Annotated in this window: 12 protein-coding genes; 8 read left to right on the top strand and 4 right to left on the bottom strand. The window is 56.5% G+C overall.

Features of this window, described 5'->3' with window-relative positions; translation table 11 throughout:
• Window positions 1-91: 91 nt before the first annotated feature.
• Window positions 92-1084, top strand: a complete 993-nt coding sequence (pldB, locus tag OK412_RS17020) for a lysophospholipase L2 (RefSeq protein ID WP_010257288.1) — start codon at window positions 92-94, stop codon at window positions 1082-1084.
• A 52-nt stretch (window positions 1085-1136) separates the two neighbouring features.
• Window positions 1137-1937: a sugar/pyridoxal phosphate phosphatase YigL gene (yigL, locus tag OK412_RS17015; protein WP_010257286.1), complete on the top strand. Its 801-nt coding sequence runs from the start codon at window positions 1137-1139 to the stop codon at window positions 1935-1937.
• Between the two features lie 50 nt (window positions 1938-1987).
• Here yigL and glpT read toward each other — a convergent pair whose 3' ends face one another.
• Entirely contained in the window at window positions 1988-3328 is a 1341-nt protein-coding gene (glpT, locus tag OK412_RS17010; RefSeq protein WP_033773270.1) for a glycerol-3-phosphate transporter, read from the bottom strand.
• A 374-nt stretch (window positions 3329-3702) separates the two neighbouring features.
• On the opposite strand from glpT, the gene OK412_RS17005 reads away from it, so the two are divergent.
• Window positions 3703-4566 carry a carboxylate/amino acid/amine transporter gene (locus OK412_RS17005; RefSeq protein WP_031292613.1) on the top strand — a complete coding sequence of 288 codons (864 nt, stop codon included), beginning with the start codon at window positions 3703-3705 and terminating at the stop codon, window positions 4564-4566.
• 511 nt (window positions 4567-5077) lie between these two features.
• Here the strand turns inward: OK412_RS17005 and OK412_RS17000 are convergent.
• Both OK412_RS17000 and metR read right to left on the bottom strand, forming a co-directional pair.
• Entirely contained in the window at window positions 5078-5557 is a 480-nt protein-coding gene (locus OK412_RS17000) for a DUF1456 family protein (protein WP_010257278.1), read from the bottom strand.
• 83 nt (window positions 5558-5640) lie between these two features.
• Entirely contained in the window at window positions 5641-6567 is a 927-nt protein-coding gene (metR, locus tag OK412_RS16995; protein WP_003854400.1) for an HTH-type transcriptional regulator MetR, read from the bottom strand.
• 144 nt (window positions 6568-6711) lie between these two features.
• Between metR and metE the strand changes: the two genes are divergently transcribed.
• Window positions 6712-8982 (top strand): 5-methyltetrahydropteroyltriglutamate--homocysteine S-methyltransferase, encoded by a 2271-nt coding sequence (gene metE / locus OK412_RS16990; protein WP_264353380.1) that lies wholly within the window; start codon window positions 6712-6714, stop codon window positions 8980-8982.
• Window positions 8983-9037: 55 nt separating this feature from the next.
• On the opposite strand, the gene OK412_RS16985 is transcribed toward metE, so the two are convergent.
• On the bottom strand, window positions 9038-9871 hold the full coding sequence (locus OK412_RS16985; RefSeq protein WP_010671680.1) for a dienelactone hydrolase family protein: 834 nt from the start codon (window positions 9869-9871) through the stop codon (window positions 9038-9040).
• 303 nt (window positions 9872-10174) lie between these two features.
• Here OK412_RS16985 and udp point away from each other — a divergent pair, with 303 nt between their 5' ends.
• From udp to ubiE, 4 genes are all read left to right on the top strand, one after another.
• Window positions 10175-10936 carry a uridine phosphorylase gene (gene udp, locus OK412_RS16980; protein WP_010257266.1) on the top strand — a complete coding sequence of 254 codons (762 nt, stop codon included), beginning with the start codon at window positions 10175-10177 and terminating at the stop codon, window positions 10934-10936.
• Window positions 10937-11028: 92 nt separating this feature from the next.
• Window positions 11029-12297, top strand: coding sequence for a tetratricopeptide repeat protein (locus OK412_RS16975; protein ID WP_264353379.1), 1269 nt, complete (start codon window positions 11029-11031; stop codon window positions 12295-12297).
• 85 nt (window positions 12298-12382) lie between these two features.
• Window positions 12383-13882 (top strand): DNA recombination protein RmuC, encoded by a 1500-nt coding sequence (gene rmuC, locus OK412_RS16970; RefSeq protein WP_010257260.1) that lies wholly within the window; start codon window positions 12383-12385, stop codon window positions 13880-13882.
• Window positions 13883-13957: 75 nt separating this feature from the next.
• The gene (gene ubiE, locus OK412_RS16965) at window positions 13958-14716 is read left to right on the top strand and encodes a bifunctional demethylmenaquinone methyltransferase/2-methoxy-6-polyprenyl-1,4-benzoquinol methylase UbiE (RefSeq protein WP_008926452.1); all 759 of its coding nucleotides are present in this window, start codon (window positions 13958-13960) and stop codon (window positions 14714-14716) included.
• The last annotated feature ends 1 nt before the right edge of the window (window position 14717 follow it).

The following is a 14717-nucleotide window of genomic DNA, read 5'->3' as shown; positions in this document are numbered from 1 at the left end:
CGGAATTGTGACACAATACGCCAGAAATAAGCGCGGCGCTACGGCCTGCGCATGGCATTCAGGACTCTTTATCCGGTCATCAGGAGGGCGAATGAATCAACACAAAGCCAGCTGGCTGCGACGAGAAAAAGCCTTTGCTGCCTTCGCTACCGGGCCACTGCTCGATTTCTGGCACAGCCGCGAAGAGCTTGAGTTTACCGGCGTGGGTAATCTGACGCTGCGCTACGTCCGCTTCACATCACCGCAACACAAGCGTGTGATCCTGATTGTGCCGGGACGCATCGAGAGTTACATAAAATATCCTGAGCTGGCGTACGATCTGTTTCACTGCGGATTTGATGTGGTGATCCTTGACCATCGCGGCCAGGGGCGTTCCGATCGCCTGCTGGAAGATTCACACCGCGGTCACGTGGCGGAATTTACCCATTATGTCGACGACCTTGAAACGCTCTATCTGAAAGAGATTATCAGCGGTCACTACCAGCAGCGCTATGCGCTGGCTCACTCCATGGGCGGCGCAATCTTAACGCTGTTTCTGGCGCGTCAGCCGCAGGCGTTTCATGCGGTCGCGCTGGTGGCGCCGATGTTTGGCATTGCTTTACCGTTGCCCTCTTTTCTGGCCCATCGGATCCTGGACTGGGCGGAGAAGCGTCCGGCCATGCGCGATGGCTATGCGCTCGGCACCGGCCGCTGGCGTGCGCATCCGTTTGGCATTAACCGGCTGACGCACAGCACCGAGCGTTACCGGCGAAATCTGCGCTTTTATGCGGACGATCCGGCGATTCGCGTTGGCGGGCCAACCTACCATTGGGTACGTGAAGGCATCCATGCAGGTCGCAACATCATCAGTCAGGTCGATAAGATCACCACGCCACTGTTACTGTTACAGGCCAGCGATGATCGGGTGGTCGACAATCGTTCGCAGGACCTTTTTTGTGCCGCGATGGCGGCGGCGGGTCATCCGTGTGAGGGCAATAAGCCACGGGTGATCGACGGTGCGCGTCATGAGATCCTGTTTGAAAAGGATGAGATGCGCGCCGAAGCACTCAATGCAGTGGTCGACTTCTTTTCCTCGCACCACTGACGTTATTTATCCGACCGGTTAAGGCCGGCAGAACCAGATACCCGAGGTTTTCATGTATCACATCGTTGCATCCGATCTGGATGGCACGCTGCTTTCTCCCGAACATCGTCTGACCCCTTTTGCGCGTGAAACGCTGCAGCAGCTGGTCGCGAAAGATATTCACTTTATATTCGCCACCGGCCGTCATCATATCGATGTCGGACAGATGCGCGACAGCCTGGCGATTCCGGCCTATATGATCACCTCAAACGGCGCGCGCGTGCACAACGCAGAGGGCGAACTGGTGTTCAGTCATAATCTGGATGAGGATATCGCCAGCGATCTGTTTGGCCTGCAATATCATCACAGCGATATCCTGACCCACGTTTACCGCGACGATGAGTGGTTTGTCAGCCGCTCAAGCCCGGCTGAGCAGGACTATTTCCGCGAGTCGGTGTTCAACTATCAGGTCTATGAGCCGGGTCTGCTGCCAACCGATAATATCAGCAAGGTCTTTTTCACCTGCGAAAATCCCGAGCATCTGATCCCGATGGAACAGGCGATTGAAGCGCGCTGGGGCGATCGGGTTAACGTCAGTTTCTCACTGCCTACCTGTCTGGAAGTGATGGCGGGCGGCGTGTCGAAAGGGCATGCGCTGGAAGCGGTCGCGAAAACGCTGGGCCATTCACTGGAAAGCTGTATCGCCTTTGGCGACGGCATGAACGATGTGGAGATGCTGAGCATGGCGGGTAAGGGATTTATCATGCAGAACGCCCATCAGCGGTTGAAAGATACGCTGCCGGAGCTGGATGTGATCGGTTCAAATGCCGATGATGCCGTGCCGCAGACGCTGCGCACGCTCTATCTTGCTTAAGCCGTCAGCGCAAAAAAAGGGCCGGATATCCGGCCCTTTTTTTATTGCCGTCAGGCAGGGGTCTTTTTGTGTTTGTGTTCGCTGACCATGGTCAGTAACAGCAGGATAACCGCCAGCACACAGCCAGCAATCATCACCATGAAGCCGCCGTCCCAGCCGAAGTAATCGACGGTGTAACCGACAATGGCGCTGGCCGCCACCGATCCACCCAGATAGCCGAACAGGCCGGTGAAGCCCGCCGCCGTCCCCGCCGCTTTTTTCGGGGCCAGCTCCAGCGCGTGCAGACCAATCAGCATCACCGGACCGTAGATCAGGAAGCCAATCACAATCATACAGGCCATATCGACGCCAGGATTGCCCGCCGGGTTAAGCCAGTAGATCACGGTCGCGATGGTTACCAGCGTCATAAAGAACACCCCGGTCGCACCGCGATTACCGCGGAACACTTTGTCCGACATCCAGCCGCACAGCAGCGTTCCGGGGATCCCCGCATACTCATACAGGAAGTAAGCCCACGACGATTTATCCAGCGTGAAGTGTTTTACTTCTCTGAGATAGGTCGGCGACCAGTCGAGAATGCCGTAGCGCAGCAGATAAACAAACACGTTGGCCAGCGCGATGTACCACAGCAGCTTGTTCGGCAGCACATATTTCATGAAGATCTGTCTGGCCGTCAGCTCCTCCTCATGGCTGGCATCGTAGTCGGGCGGATAGTCGTTTTTGTACTCTTCAATCGGTGGCAGACCACAGGATTGCGGCGTATCGCGCATCAGCGCAAAGGCCAGAATCGCAATGGCGATGGCGCCAAATGCCGGCATATAGAGTGCCGCTTTCCAGTCGTTGAACCACGCCATACCGAGCAGGAACAGCAGAGGCGGAATACCGCCGCCGACATTATGGGCGCAGTTCCAGACCGAAACGATCCTGCCGCGCTCTTTCTGCGACCACCAATGAACCATGGTACGTCCACAAGGTGGCCAGCCCATGCCCTGGAACCAGCCGCAGATAAACAGCAGCACGAACATCACCATAATGCTGGAGGTGGCCCAGGGAACGAATCCCATGATCAGCATCACTGTCGCAGCCAGAATCAGGCCTGCCGGTAAGAAGACGCGCGGGTTTGAGCGGTCAGAGACCGATCCCATGATGAATTTTGAAAAGCCGTAGGCGATGGAGATGCCGGATAAGGCAAAACCGAGATCGCCACGTGAAAAACCCTGCTCTACCAGATACGGCATGGCGAGTGCGAAGTTTTTTCTGACCAGATAGTAGGCAGCGTAACCAAAGAAGATCCCGATGAAAATTTGCCAGCGCAGACGACGGTAGAGCGGATCAACGTGATCCTCCGCCACCTGCGGCTGACGTGGTGCAGGTTTAAAAATGCTCAGCATCAGTGAGGCCCTCCAGGGCACATTATGGTTTTTAATTCCCAGCAGGTTGGGGCAGGAAAAGAGCAGAAGAAAATGGACGCAGAATGTTCCATTTCGCGCAAAGAATAGTGTTAGTTGCGCAACGTTACTGTGATGAATGACACATTTGTTACAGTTTTATTACATTCTGGAGCGGAAGTGATCATGCGATGGATCATTTCGCGCATTTTATCTGGCTGAAAGATCTTTATGCAGACAGTTATGTCAGGAGGCGAGAGCTCTTTTCCGATAGACATTCTGATCGCCTGGTTTGTAATCAGATGTCAACCAGATTTCACAGCCTGATGGCAGCACATTGTTTACACTGACGGCCTGTTAATTTCGGGGTCGTCACCGTGTTTTTATTGATTATTACCACCATTCTGTGGGCCTTTTCGTTCAGTCTGATTGGCGAATACCTTGCCGGGCAGGTGGACAGCTGGTTCTCTGTACTGATGCGACTGGCGCTGGCTGCGCTGGTATTTTTACCTTTCCTGCGCTGGCGTGGTCATCGCCCTTCAACGCTGTTGCTTTACATGCTGGTCGGGATGCTGCAGCTGGGCGTGATGTATCTGCTGAGTTTCGAAGCCTATCTCTACCTTAGCGTGTCGGAATTCCTGCTGTTCACGGTGATGACGCCGCTTTATGTGACGCTGATTTACGATCTGATCAGCCGTCGTCCACTGCGCATGGGTTATATCTTCAGTGCACTGCTGGCTGTGGCAGGTGCGGCCATTATTCGCTATGACAAAGTCAGCGATCATTTCTGGTTTGGTCTGCTGTTAGTGCAACTGGCAAATATCTGCTTTGCGGCGGGAATGGTGGGCTATAAGCGTCTGCAGGAGACCCGCCCGATGCCGCAGCACACGGCCTTCTCCTGGTTCTATCTGGGTGCAGTGTTGATTGCGGTGATCGCCTGGTGTGCCTGGGGCAATCCGCAGAAGTTGCCGACCACCTCATTGCAGTGGGGCATTCTGGTCTGGCTGGGCATTGCGGCTTCCGGTCTCGGCTATTTTATGTGGAATTATGGTGCGACCCAGGTCGATGCCGGCACGCTGGGCATTATGAATAACATGCACGTTCCTGCCGGGCTGCTGGTGAATCTGGCTATCTGGCAGGAGAAACCGCACTGGCCAAGCTTTATTGCGGGCGCACTGGTGATCCTCGCCTCGCTGTGGGTGCATAAGCGCTGGGTGGTAGGGCGCGGTGACCGATCATAAACAGGGCTGTTGCATGGGTGCGGCCTCCCGGGCTGGCGCGTCCGATCGCGAAGGAATCTCACATCCCTGTGGATCGGCCGGGCCATCCCTGGCCCGGACGCTTCGCTCTTCAGACGCGCCAGCCCTGGAGACTTAACAGCATCATCGCAGTTGAACCAGGGGCTCAGAGCGAATATGAAGGAGGGGATGGAGCGCTGAAACGTAGAGCATTCGCGATGGAGCTGGCGTGTGCGATCGCGAAGGAATCTTCCAGGATGGTTCAGAAATGCTCCCGGCGCTTTTTTCCCCTGCGACGAAGGCTCTACCGATGACCCGCTTTCACTCCCCAGGGCTGGCCTGGTGTTGCTAATTAAAAAGCCATGAAGAAGCTTAAGGGAAGAGGTGGCGCAACTGAGGAGCAAAGCGTCCGAGCCAGGGATGGCGAGGCCGTGCTGCATGGATGCAGGCTTTCTTTGCGATCAGATGCGCCACTTCTGACCACGCAGGTACCCGAAGCGATCAGCCACAGACGTTAAGCAGGCTTTTCACTCTTAGGACGCTGAATCATCGCCAGCCCTTTCAGGAAGTTACGCAGAATCTGATCGCCGCATTCGCGATAGTTCTTATGATCAGGTTTGCGGAAAATCGCACCAATCTCAGCCTGTGAAACGGTAAAATTCACGCGTTTCAGTACATCAGGAATGTCGGTGGTTTTCAGATCAAAAGCGATACGCAGCTTTCTCATGAAGATGTTATTGGTCATCTTGCGCTCAATCGACGGCGCGGGCGCATCTTCACTTTTGCCGCGACGGTAGAAGATCAGGCCATTCAGGAAATAACCCATCAGCACATCGGGGCAGGGACGGAACGCAGCATCGTCATCTTTTTTCAGCCACGCCTGAATATCCGCCAGCGGCACGTCACATTGCGCCAGCGCAAAAATCTCCACCATTTTGGCATCGCTCAGGTTGAGCATATAGCGCACGCTGCGCAGAATATCATTGTTAGTCATGGTGAAATCTTCTCGTGGTCAGTCGACAGGCTGCGCATTATAGGGGATTTTGCCCGCCTTCGCGCAGGTTTGTGCCCGCCAGATTATCGCTGCAACACCGCACCGGGCAGCGCGGCGTCGCGCACAAAAGGCAGATGCTCACAGGCGTGCTGACGGGCAAAGCGGATAAACGCTTCCAGCACTGGCTGACGTTGCTCCCCTTCGCGCACGGCCGCATAAAGACGGCTCCACAGGCCATCGCCCAGCGTGCGGGTGACCACCAGACCCTGCTTCTCAAAACTCTCCACCACCCAGTGCGGCAGCGCGGCAATCCCCATACGTGCCGAGACCATCTGAATCATCAGCAGGGTATTATCCACACTTTTCAGTGCCGGACTGACGCCTGCGGGCTGCAGGAAGTGACGCCAGATATCCAGACGCTGACGCTGCACCGGATAGATCATCAACACCTCATCGGCTAGATCTTCCGGTGAAATCTGCTCAACCTGCGCCAGCGGGTGATCCGTTGCCAGCACCAGCCGCACTTCATAATCAAACATCGGGGAGTAGAACAGACCCGAGCGCGCCAGGATATCGGAGGTCAGCACCACATCCAGCTCACCCTGTTGCAGGGCGGGTTGAGGATCAAAGGTCACGCCCGATTTGAAATCCATCACCACCTGCGGCCAGCTCTGGCGGAATTTATCCAGCGCGGGGGTCAGCCACTGGATGCAGCTATGACACTCTATCGCCACTCGTAAGGTGGTCTGATGCGGCTCATGGCAGGCCTGCAATGCCTGCTGAATCTGCGGCAGCACCTGCTCTGCCAGCTGCAGCAGAATATCGCCCTGCGGCGTAAAGCGCAGCGGCTGACTTTTACGCACGAACAGGCGGAATCCCAGCCGCTGCTCCAGATCGCTGAACTGATGAGACAACGCCGATTGCGTCTGATGAAGCTGGGCCGCCGCCGCCGCCAGCGAGCCCGTATTGCGCAGAGCCTGAAGCGTCCGCAGGTGCTTGAGTTCGATCATGAGAGTCCTTCACATCGAAAATGAACATATTGCGCTTGAGCAATATACAGTACCCGCAGAGTATAGCAGTGTAAACATCTGGACGGCTAAACATCTTTGGCTGCCCATTTAAGCCAAAGTGAAAGATTATCTGGAGAACAGCACATGACTATCCTGAACCATACCCTCGGCTTTCCCCGTATTGGCCTGCGCCGTGAACTGAAAAAAGCGCTGGAGAGCTACTGGGCTGGCGACAGCACGCAGCAGGCATTACTGGCGACGGGCCGTGAGCTGCGTGCGCGACACTGGCAACATCAGAAAGAGGCGGGCGTCGATCTGCTGCCGGTCGGCGATTTCGCCTGGTATGACCATGTGCTGACCACCAGCCTGATGCTGGGCAACGTGCCCGCGCGTCATCAGAACAAAGCAGGCACTGTGGACCTCGACACCCTGTTCCGCCTGGGACGCGGTCGTGCGCCGACCGGCGAGCCTGCGGCGGCGGCAGAAATGACCAAATGGTTTAACACCAACTATCACTACATGGTGCCGGAATTTACCCAGGGTCAGACGTTTAAACTGACCTGGACCCAGCTGCTGGACGAGGTGGATGAGGCACTGGCGCTGGGACACCACATCAAGCCAGTGCTGCTGGGGCCGGTGACGTATCTGTGGCTGGGTAAAGTGAAGGGTGAGCCGTTTGAACGTCTGTCGCTGCTGGAGGGGATTCTGCCGGTCTATCAGCAGGTGCTGGCGGAACTGGCAAAGCGCGGCATCGAATGGGTACAGATTGATGAACCCGCTCTGGCACTGGAGCTGCCGCAGACGTGGCGCGAAGCCTTCCAGCCGGCGTATGACGCACTGCAGGGTCACAGCAAACTGCTGCTGACCACCTATTTTGACAGCATCGGCCAGAACATTGATGTGATTCGTGCGCTGCCGGTGCAGGGGCTGCATGTCGATCTGGTCCATGGTCGTGATGATATTCAGCAACTGAATCAGCAACTGCCCGCCAGCTGGCTGCTGTCGCTCGGCGTGATCAACGGACGCAACGTCTGGCGCGCCGATCTGAGCCGCTGGTTCAGCCGCTTGCAACCGCTGACCAGAGCGCGTGAACAGGTGTGGATCGGCTCCTCCTGCTCGCTGCTGCATAGCCCTATCGACCTGAGCGTCGAGACCCGTCTGGATGATGAAGTCAAAAGCTGGTTCGCCTTTGCGCTGCAGAAATGTGCCGAGCTCTCGCTGCTGAGTCAGGCACTCAACAACAACGATGCGACGGCGCTGGAAGCCTGGAGCGCACCGGTACACGCCCGTGCTCACTCCCGCCGCGTGCATAATGCGGCGGTGGGCCAGCGTATTAAGGCCATTACCCCACAGCACAGTGAACGCCAGAGCGCTTATCCGGTGCGGGCTGTCCTGCAGCGTCAGCGTTTTAATCTGCCAGCCTGGCCTACCACCACCATCGGCTCTTTTCCGCAGACCACTGAAATTCGCGGCCTGCGCCTCGACTTTAAACAGGGCCGGCTCGACAGTAACCATTACCGCACCGGCATCGCGGAGCACATTAAGCAGGCGATTCTCGAACAGGAGCGGCTGGGGCTGGATGTGCTGGTGCACGGTGAAGCGGAACGTAACGACATGGTTGAGTACTTCGGCGAACATCTGGAGGGGTTTGTCTTCACACAGAATGGCTGGGTTCAGAGCTACGGTTCACGCTGTGTGAAACCGCCTGTCATTATTGGCGATGTCAGTCGTCCGGAGGCGATCACCGTTGAGTGGGCCAGATATGCCCAGTCGCTGACCAACAAGCCGGTAAAAGGGATGCTGACCGGTCCGGTAACCATCCTCTGCTGGTCATTCCCGCGTGAAGATGTGTCACGCGAAACCATCGCGAAACAGATCGCGCTGGCGCTGCGTGATGAAGTCGAAGACCTGGAGAAGGCGGGCATCGGGATTATCCAGATTGATGAGCCTGCGCTGCGTGAAGGTCTGCCACTGCACCAGTCTGAATGGGCTGCCTACCTGAACTGGGCGGTGGAGGCCTTCCGACTGAATGCGGCGGTGGCGCGGGATGAAACCCAGATTCATACCCATATGTGTTACTGCGAATTTAACGACATTATGGATGCTATCGCGGCGCTGGATGCCGATGTGATCACCATCGAAACCTCGCGATCTGACATGGACCTGCTGGAGGCGTTTGAGAACTTCGACTACCCGAATGAAATCGGTCCCGGCGTCTACGACATCCATTCGCCTAACGTCCCCAGCGTGGAGTGGATAGAAGCACTGTTGCTGAAGGCGGCGAAACGTATTCCGGAAGCGCGTCTGTGGGTGAACCCGGACTGCGGTTTGAAAACACGGGGCTGGACGGAAACGCGTCAGGCGCTGGCGAACATGGTGACGGCGGCGAAGAAATTGCGTGGAGAAACGGCGTAGGGAATCGGGTCTGGTGGACGAAAAAATCAGGGGCGCAGACGCGCCCCTTTTTCATTTACTGCGATGCAACACCATACTGCCTGAACCAGGCCAGCATCCGCTGCCAGCCATCATTGGCAGATTCAGCATGGTAGCTTGCACGATAGTCAGCATTAAAGGCATGGCCCGCTTCGGGATAGACGATGATCTCTGCGGTTGCATTGGCGGCATGCAGTGCCTGACGCATCTGCTCGACGCTCTCCAGCGGGATACCCTCATCCTGGCCACCATACAAACCTAATACCGGCGCATTCAGGTCGACCGCAATATCAATAGGATGTTTCTGCTGCTTCAGCGTACGCTCACCGGTCAGTCGTCCATACCACGCCACGGCGGCGCGCAGTTGCGGGTTATGCGCGGCGTAGAGCCAGCTGATGCGACCACCCCAGCAAAAACCGGTGATGCCCATGCGACGAATATCGCCGCCGTTGCGTGCGGCCCAGTTGGCGGCATGATCGAGATCGGCCAGCACCTGGCTGTCAGGCACTTTGCTGACCAGCTCGCTGAACAGCGTCGGGATATCGTTATACTCAGCGGGATCGCCCTCGCGGAAATAGAGCTCAGGCGCAATCGCCAGATAGCCTTCCAGCGCCAGGCGGCGGCAGATATCCCGGATGTGTTCATGCACACCAAAGATCTCCTGCACTACCAGTACGACTGGCCATGGGCCTTCCGCGGACTGGGGTTTTGCAAAGAATGCCGGCATGTTTTCGCCCTGACTGGGCACTGAGGTTTCTCCCGCGTGAATCGCCGGGCTGTCGGTAATGATGGTGGTGGAGGCGGTGGGCTGCACGGCAGGGGCAAAGCCGCCCGTCGCCGGTTTTTGTGCCATATTATCACTGGGTTTCATTATTCTCTCCGTGCAAGCATTTGCGCAATCACGTAACTATAGCCTGGCCGGAAAGCGTATGCGCCAGGTGTCGGGTCACAGAATCAACAGCGAATAAAATCATCCTTCTCTTTAACATTGCGCTGACCCTGGCACAGCCCCACTGAGAGCTATCCGCACCAGGAAGATGCTATTGTGTGATTGTTGTCACAATTTATCTTTCGGGAAATGTAACTTTCATTTTCTTAAGTGAATGTTGTCACATATTTATTGGGCGTGCTGGCGTAGAGTGGCGCGCTACCTTCCCTTAACAGGAGTCTGAAAATGACACAGTCTGACGTTTTCCATCTTGGCCTGACCAAAGCCGATCTGCAGGGCGCCACCCTGGCGATTGTGCCGGGCGATCCGGAGCGCGTGAAGAAAATTGCCGGACTGATGGAAGATGCCACGCATCTCGCCTCACACCGTGAATTTACCTCCTGGCTGGCAAAAATTGATGGTAAGCCGGTCGTGGTCTGCTCAACCGGCATTGGCGGTCCGTCTACCTCGATTGCGGTCGAAGAGCTGGCACAGCTTGGCGTACGTACCTTCCTGCGTGTCGGTACCACGGGCGCTATCCAGCCGCATATCAATGTCGGCGATGTGCTGGTGACCACTGCGTCTGTTCGCCTGGACGGGGCCAGCCTGCATTTTGCGCCGATGGAGTTCCCGGCAGTGGCTGATTTCGCCTGCACCACCGCGCTGGTTGCCGCCGCAGAAGCTTGTGGCGCGAAAACGCATATCGGCATCACCGCCTCTTCTGACACCTTCTATCCGGGTCAGGAGCGCTACGACACCGTCTCGGGCCGCGTAGTCAGTCGCTTCAGGGGATCGATGAAAGAGTGGCAGGAGATGGGCGTTCTCAACTATGAGATGGAATCCGCTACACTGTTAACCATGTGCGCCAGCCAGGGTCTGCGAGCCGGCATGGTGGCGGGCGTGATTGTGAACCGCACTCAGAAAGAGATCCCGGATGCGGTCACCATGAAACAGACAGAAAGTGACGCAGTGAAGATTGTGGTCGAAGCGGCGCGTCGCTTACTATAACGACCGCGTCTGGCAGCAGGTTTTTTGTCCAGACTCAAAACCTGCTGCCGGTAGTTAACGGCGCGTAACATCAGTGAAACCTGAGAGTTTTTATGCGCAATACTATTCCCGTCCGACGTCCTGCCCCTGGTGCTAATCCGGCCGCACTCAAAGCCATGCTGGAACGCAGTGCCGAACGTTTTCGCGCCGCCATGCAACAGGGCGACTATGCGCTGGCCGCTCAATGCTGTGAAGAGGTATTGCGCACGATGCCCAATCAGATGCAGGTGCTGAGCGACTACGCGCTCTGCCTGCTGCGTCTGGGTCAGTACAATAAATCGTACAAAATCTACCAGAAGATTTATCAGTCACCGCCCGCTGTACAGGCTACCGCCTCTGAAACCTGGCTGGATGGCCTGACCGAAGTGTGTGGCTGGCTGGATAAAAAGGACGAGGTGGCGCGTCATGGGCTGGCCTCGCTGATGCGCTCTGATGCGCGTTTCAGTCAGGGGCAGCGCGCCGCGTTTCCCGCTCCGCAACCGGAGCCTGTCGATCTCACTCATCCGCACCAGAATGTCATCGCTTTCTGCCTCTATGGCGATCAGCCGCGCTACTGTGAAACCTTAATCAAAAACGTTGAAGTGGCGCCTGAGCTCTATCCCGGCTGGGTCTGCCGCATCTATCTCGATGACAGCGTGCCGCAGCATGTCTGGCAGCGCCTTGACCAGCCGCACGTCCAGCTGATCGATATGTCTCACGAGAAAACGCTGTTTCCGACCCTGTGGCGTTTCCTGGTAATGGACGATCCGGGCGTGAAGCGTTTTATCGTGCGTGATGCCGACTCGCTGCTCTCGGAGCGCGAAGCGGCAGCGGTTAACGCCTGGCTGGCGTCGCCTTACTGGTTCCACCATATGCGTGACTACTTCTCCCATACTGAGCTGCTGCTGGCAGGGATGTGGGGCGGCTGTCACGGCGTCTTCCGGGATGTGGAACAGGCGATGCGCGATTTCATTGCGCAGTATCAGGGCAGCCAGCGCTTCACCGATCAATATTTCCTCAAGGTAGCGTTGTGGCCGACGGTGCGTGAAAGCCTCCTGAGCCACGATGAACTGTTTCATTTTCATCACGCCCAGCCGTGGCCTGACCATGCCCCCGTGCGCTGGCAGACGCCGCATTTCCATGTGGGCAGCAATGCCGGTTTTGCCAGTATGACCGGCAAATCCAGCGCCGCTGAGGGAAGCAGACAGCGCGTCGCGATCACCTCGGGCGGGACAACCTGGCACTATCTGGCGCAGGTTAAAAAGGGTGAATGGCTATTGCCCATGCCGTTTTTCCTGATTGATGAGTGGCAGGCTGGCAAGCTTACGGTGACGGCGCTGTAAGGCGCTGAATCCTGTTAAAATTATCTGGACATTCATACAGTGCGACTCTACCTTTCCCTCAGCAGCCTGAGTCGCGGGGGAAATCATGGATCAGCACATCATTATCAGCGCCTGTCTGGCGCTTGCCGGGTTAGGGATTGGCTGGATGCTGGCACAGTTACGTGCCGGCCATCAGGTCGCCAGTTTCCAGACCGAGCGCCGTCTGCAGGAAGAGGCGCAACAGCGTCAGCAGCAGCAAATCGAACAGCTTCAGCAGCAGACGCAGCAGCGTGAGCAGGAGCTTCGTCAGCTGCACGGCGCGCTGAGCGGTGCCAATGAGCGGCTGCAACAGCTTGATTACTGGCGTAATGAAAGTGAGCAGCTTAATCGTGAACTGCGCAATCAGCTGGAGGTCAACAGCGCACAGGAAGCGGAGCTGCGTGAGGTGACCATTCGCCTTGAAGAGACCCGTTTCGCCGCAGAAGAGAAACAGCGCCTGCTGACCAACAGCGAACAACGCCTTAGCGCCCAGTTTGAAAACCTCGCCAACCGTATTTTCGAAAACAGCGGCCGTCGCGTCGATGAACAGAACCGGCAAAGTCTGGACGGGCTGATTGGTCCGTTGCGTGAACAGCTTGATGGCTTCCGTCGTCAGGTTCATGAAAGCTTTGGCGCAGAAGCGCGTGAGCGACATACCCTGACCCATGAAATCCGGCAGTTACAGCAGCTGAATGCGCAGATGGCGCAGGAGGCGCTTAACCTGACCAAAGCGCTGAAGGGCGATAATAAAATCCAGGGTAACTGGGGTGAAGTGGTGCTGAGCCGGGTACTGGAAGCTTCCGGACTGCGTGAAGGCTACGAATATGAAACCCAGGTGAGCATTCAGTCAGAACAGCAGGGCAGGATGCAGCCGGATGTGATTGTGCGCCTGCCGCAGGGCAAAGATGTGGTGGTGGACGCCAAAATGACGCTGGTGGCCTATGAGCGCTACTTCAATGCGGATGATGAGATCGAACGAGAGCAGGCTATTCAGGAACATGTCGCTGCCATGCGGGCGCACATCCGCCTGCTGGGACGAAAAGATTATCAACAATTGCCCGGCTTACGATCGCTGGATTATGTGCTGATGTTTATCCCGGTGGAGCCCGCCTTTTTGCTGGCCATTGACCGCCAGCCTGAGCTGATTGGTGAGGCGCTGCAGCAGAACATCATGCTGGTCAGCCCCACCACGCTGCTGGTGGCGTTGCGTACCATTAATAATCTGTGGCGCTATGAGCATCAGAGCCGCAATGCACAGCGTATTGCCGATCGGGCAACGCGGCTCTATGACAAGATGCGGCTGTTTGTCGATGACATGAGCGGCATTGGTCACAGCCTGGATAAGGCGCAAAACAGCTATCGCGAGGCGATGAAAAAGCTGTCAGAAGGGCGCGGCAATCTGATTGCGCAGACTGAAGGATTTCGAGCGCTGGGCGTGGAGATCAAACGACCAATCAATCCTCAGCTGGCCGAACGTGCCATGCCGGAAAACCGGGCGGCTGATGACGCAGATGATGACAGTGATGCGGATGAGAGTGAGATGCATGTGAGGCGCCTCCACGAATAGTATGGGCGCAGCGTGCCTGACTTCCGTGACTCTGATACACTTCGGGAAGTATTGTTTGTGGAGCAGGTAAAACCGATGGCAGATGAATCACAGCAGGAAACTACCCATTTTGGCTTTCAGACGGTCGCCAAAAGCGAAAAAGCTGACAAAGTCGCGGACGTGTTTCACTCCGTAGCGGCAAAATATGACCTGATGAACGATTTGATGTCGTTTGGCGTCCATCGTATCTGGAAGCGTTTTACCATTGACAGCAGCGGCGTACGTCGCGGTCAGCGCGTGTTGGATCTGGCGGGGGGTACCGGCGATCTGACGGCTAAATTTTCTCGCCTGGTGGGCGAAACGGGTCAGGTTGTACTGGCCGATATCAACAGTTCCATGCTGAAGATGGGCCGCGAAAAGCTGCGCAATCAGGGCGTGGTCGGCAATGTGAGTTACGTACAGGCCAATGCCGAAGCCCTGCCTTTCCCTGATAACTATTTCGACTGCATTACCATCTCTTTTGGCCTGCGTAACGTTACGGAAAAAGAGAAGGCGCTGGCCTCTATGTTCCGGGTACTCAAGCCGGGCGGACGCCTGCTGGTGCTGGAGTTCTCTAAACCCGTCCTGGATCCGCTGAGCAAAGCGTATGACGCCTACTCGTTCCATATTCTGCCGCGTATCGGACAGCTGGTGGCGCAGGATGCAGAGAGCTATCGCTATCTGGCCGAATCGATCCGCATGCATCCCGATCAGGAGACCCTGAAAGCGATGATGAACGATGTCGGTTTTGAAAATACCACTTACTCCAATATGACCGGCGGCATTGTGGCGCTGCATCGTGGATTTAAGTTCTGAG

The organism is Pantoea sp. JV6 (assembly GCF_025910055.1).
Taxonomy (GTDB): domain Bacteria; phylum Pseudomonadota; class Gammaproteobacteria; order Enterobacterales; family Enterobacteriaceae; genus Pantoea; species Pantoea agglomerans.
The sequence above is the reverse complement of the archived record's forward strand: the minus strand, read 5'-3'. Positions and strand labels throughout refer to the sequence as shown.

Excerpts from the sequence above, each read along its gene's own strand:
- pldB (WP_010257288.1), top strand. The coding sequence starts at position 92 with ATGAATCAACACAAAGCCAGCTGGCTGCGACGAGAAAAAGCCTTTGCT.
- yigL (WP_010257286.1), top strand. The coding sequence starts at position 1,137 with ATGTATCACATCGTTGCATCCGATCTGGATGGCACGCTGCTTTCTCCC.
- glpT (WP_033773270.1), bottom strand. The coding sequence starts at position 3,328 with ATGCTGAGCATTTTTAAACCTGCACCACGTCAGCCGCAGGTGGCGGAG.
- OK412_RS17000 (WP_010257278.1), bottom strand. The coding sequence starts at position 5,557 with ATGACTAACAATGATATTCTGCGCAGCGTGCGCTATATGCTCAACCTG.
- metR (WP_003854400.1), bottom strand. The coding sequence starts at position 6,567 with ATGATCGAACTCAAGCACCTGCGGACGCTTCAGGCTCTGCGCAATACG.
- metE (WP_264353380.1), top strand. The coding sequence starts at position 6,712 with ATGACTATCCTGAACCATACCCTCGGCTTTCCCCGTATTGGCCTGCGC.
- OK412_RS16985 (WP_010671680.1), bottom strand. The coding sequence starts at position 9,871 with ATGAAACCCAGTGATAATATGGCACAAAAACCGGCGACGGGCGGCTTT.
- udp (WP_010257266.1), top strand. The coding sequence starts at position 10,175 with ATGACACAGTCTGACGTTTTCCATCTTGGCCTGACCAAAGCCGATCTG.
- OK412_RS16975 (WP_264353379.1), top strand. The coding sequence starts at position 11,029 with ATGCGCAATACTATTCCCGTCCGACGTCCTGCCCCTGGTGCTAATCCG.
- rmuC (WP_010257260.1), top strand. The coding sequence starts at position 12,383 with ATGGATCAGCACATCATTATCAGCGCCTGTCTGGCGCTTGCCGGGTTA.
- ubiE (WP_008926452.1), top strand. The coding sequence starts at position 13,958 with ATGGCAGATGAATCACAGCAGGAAACTACCCATTTTGGCTTTCAGACG.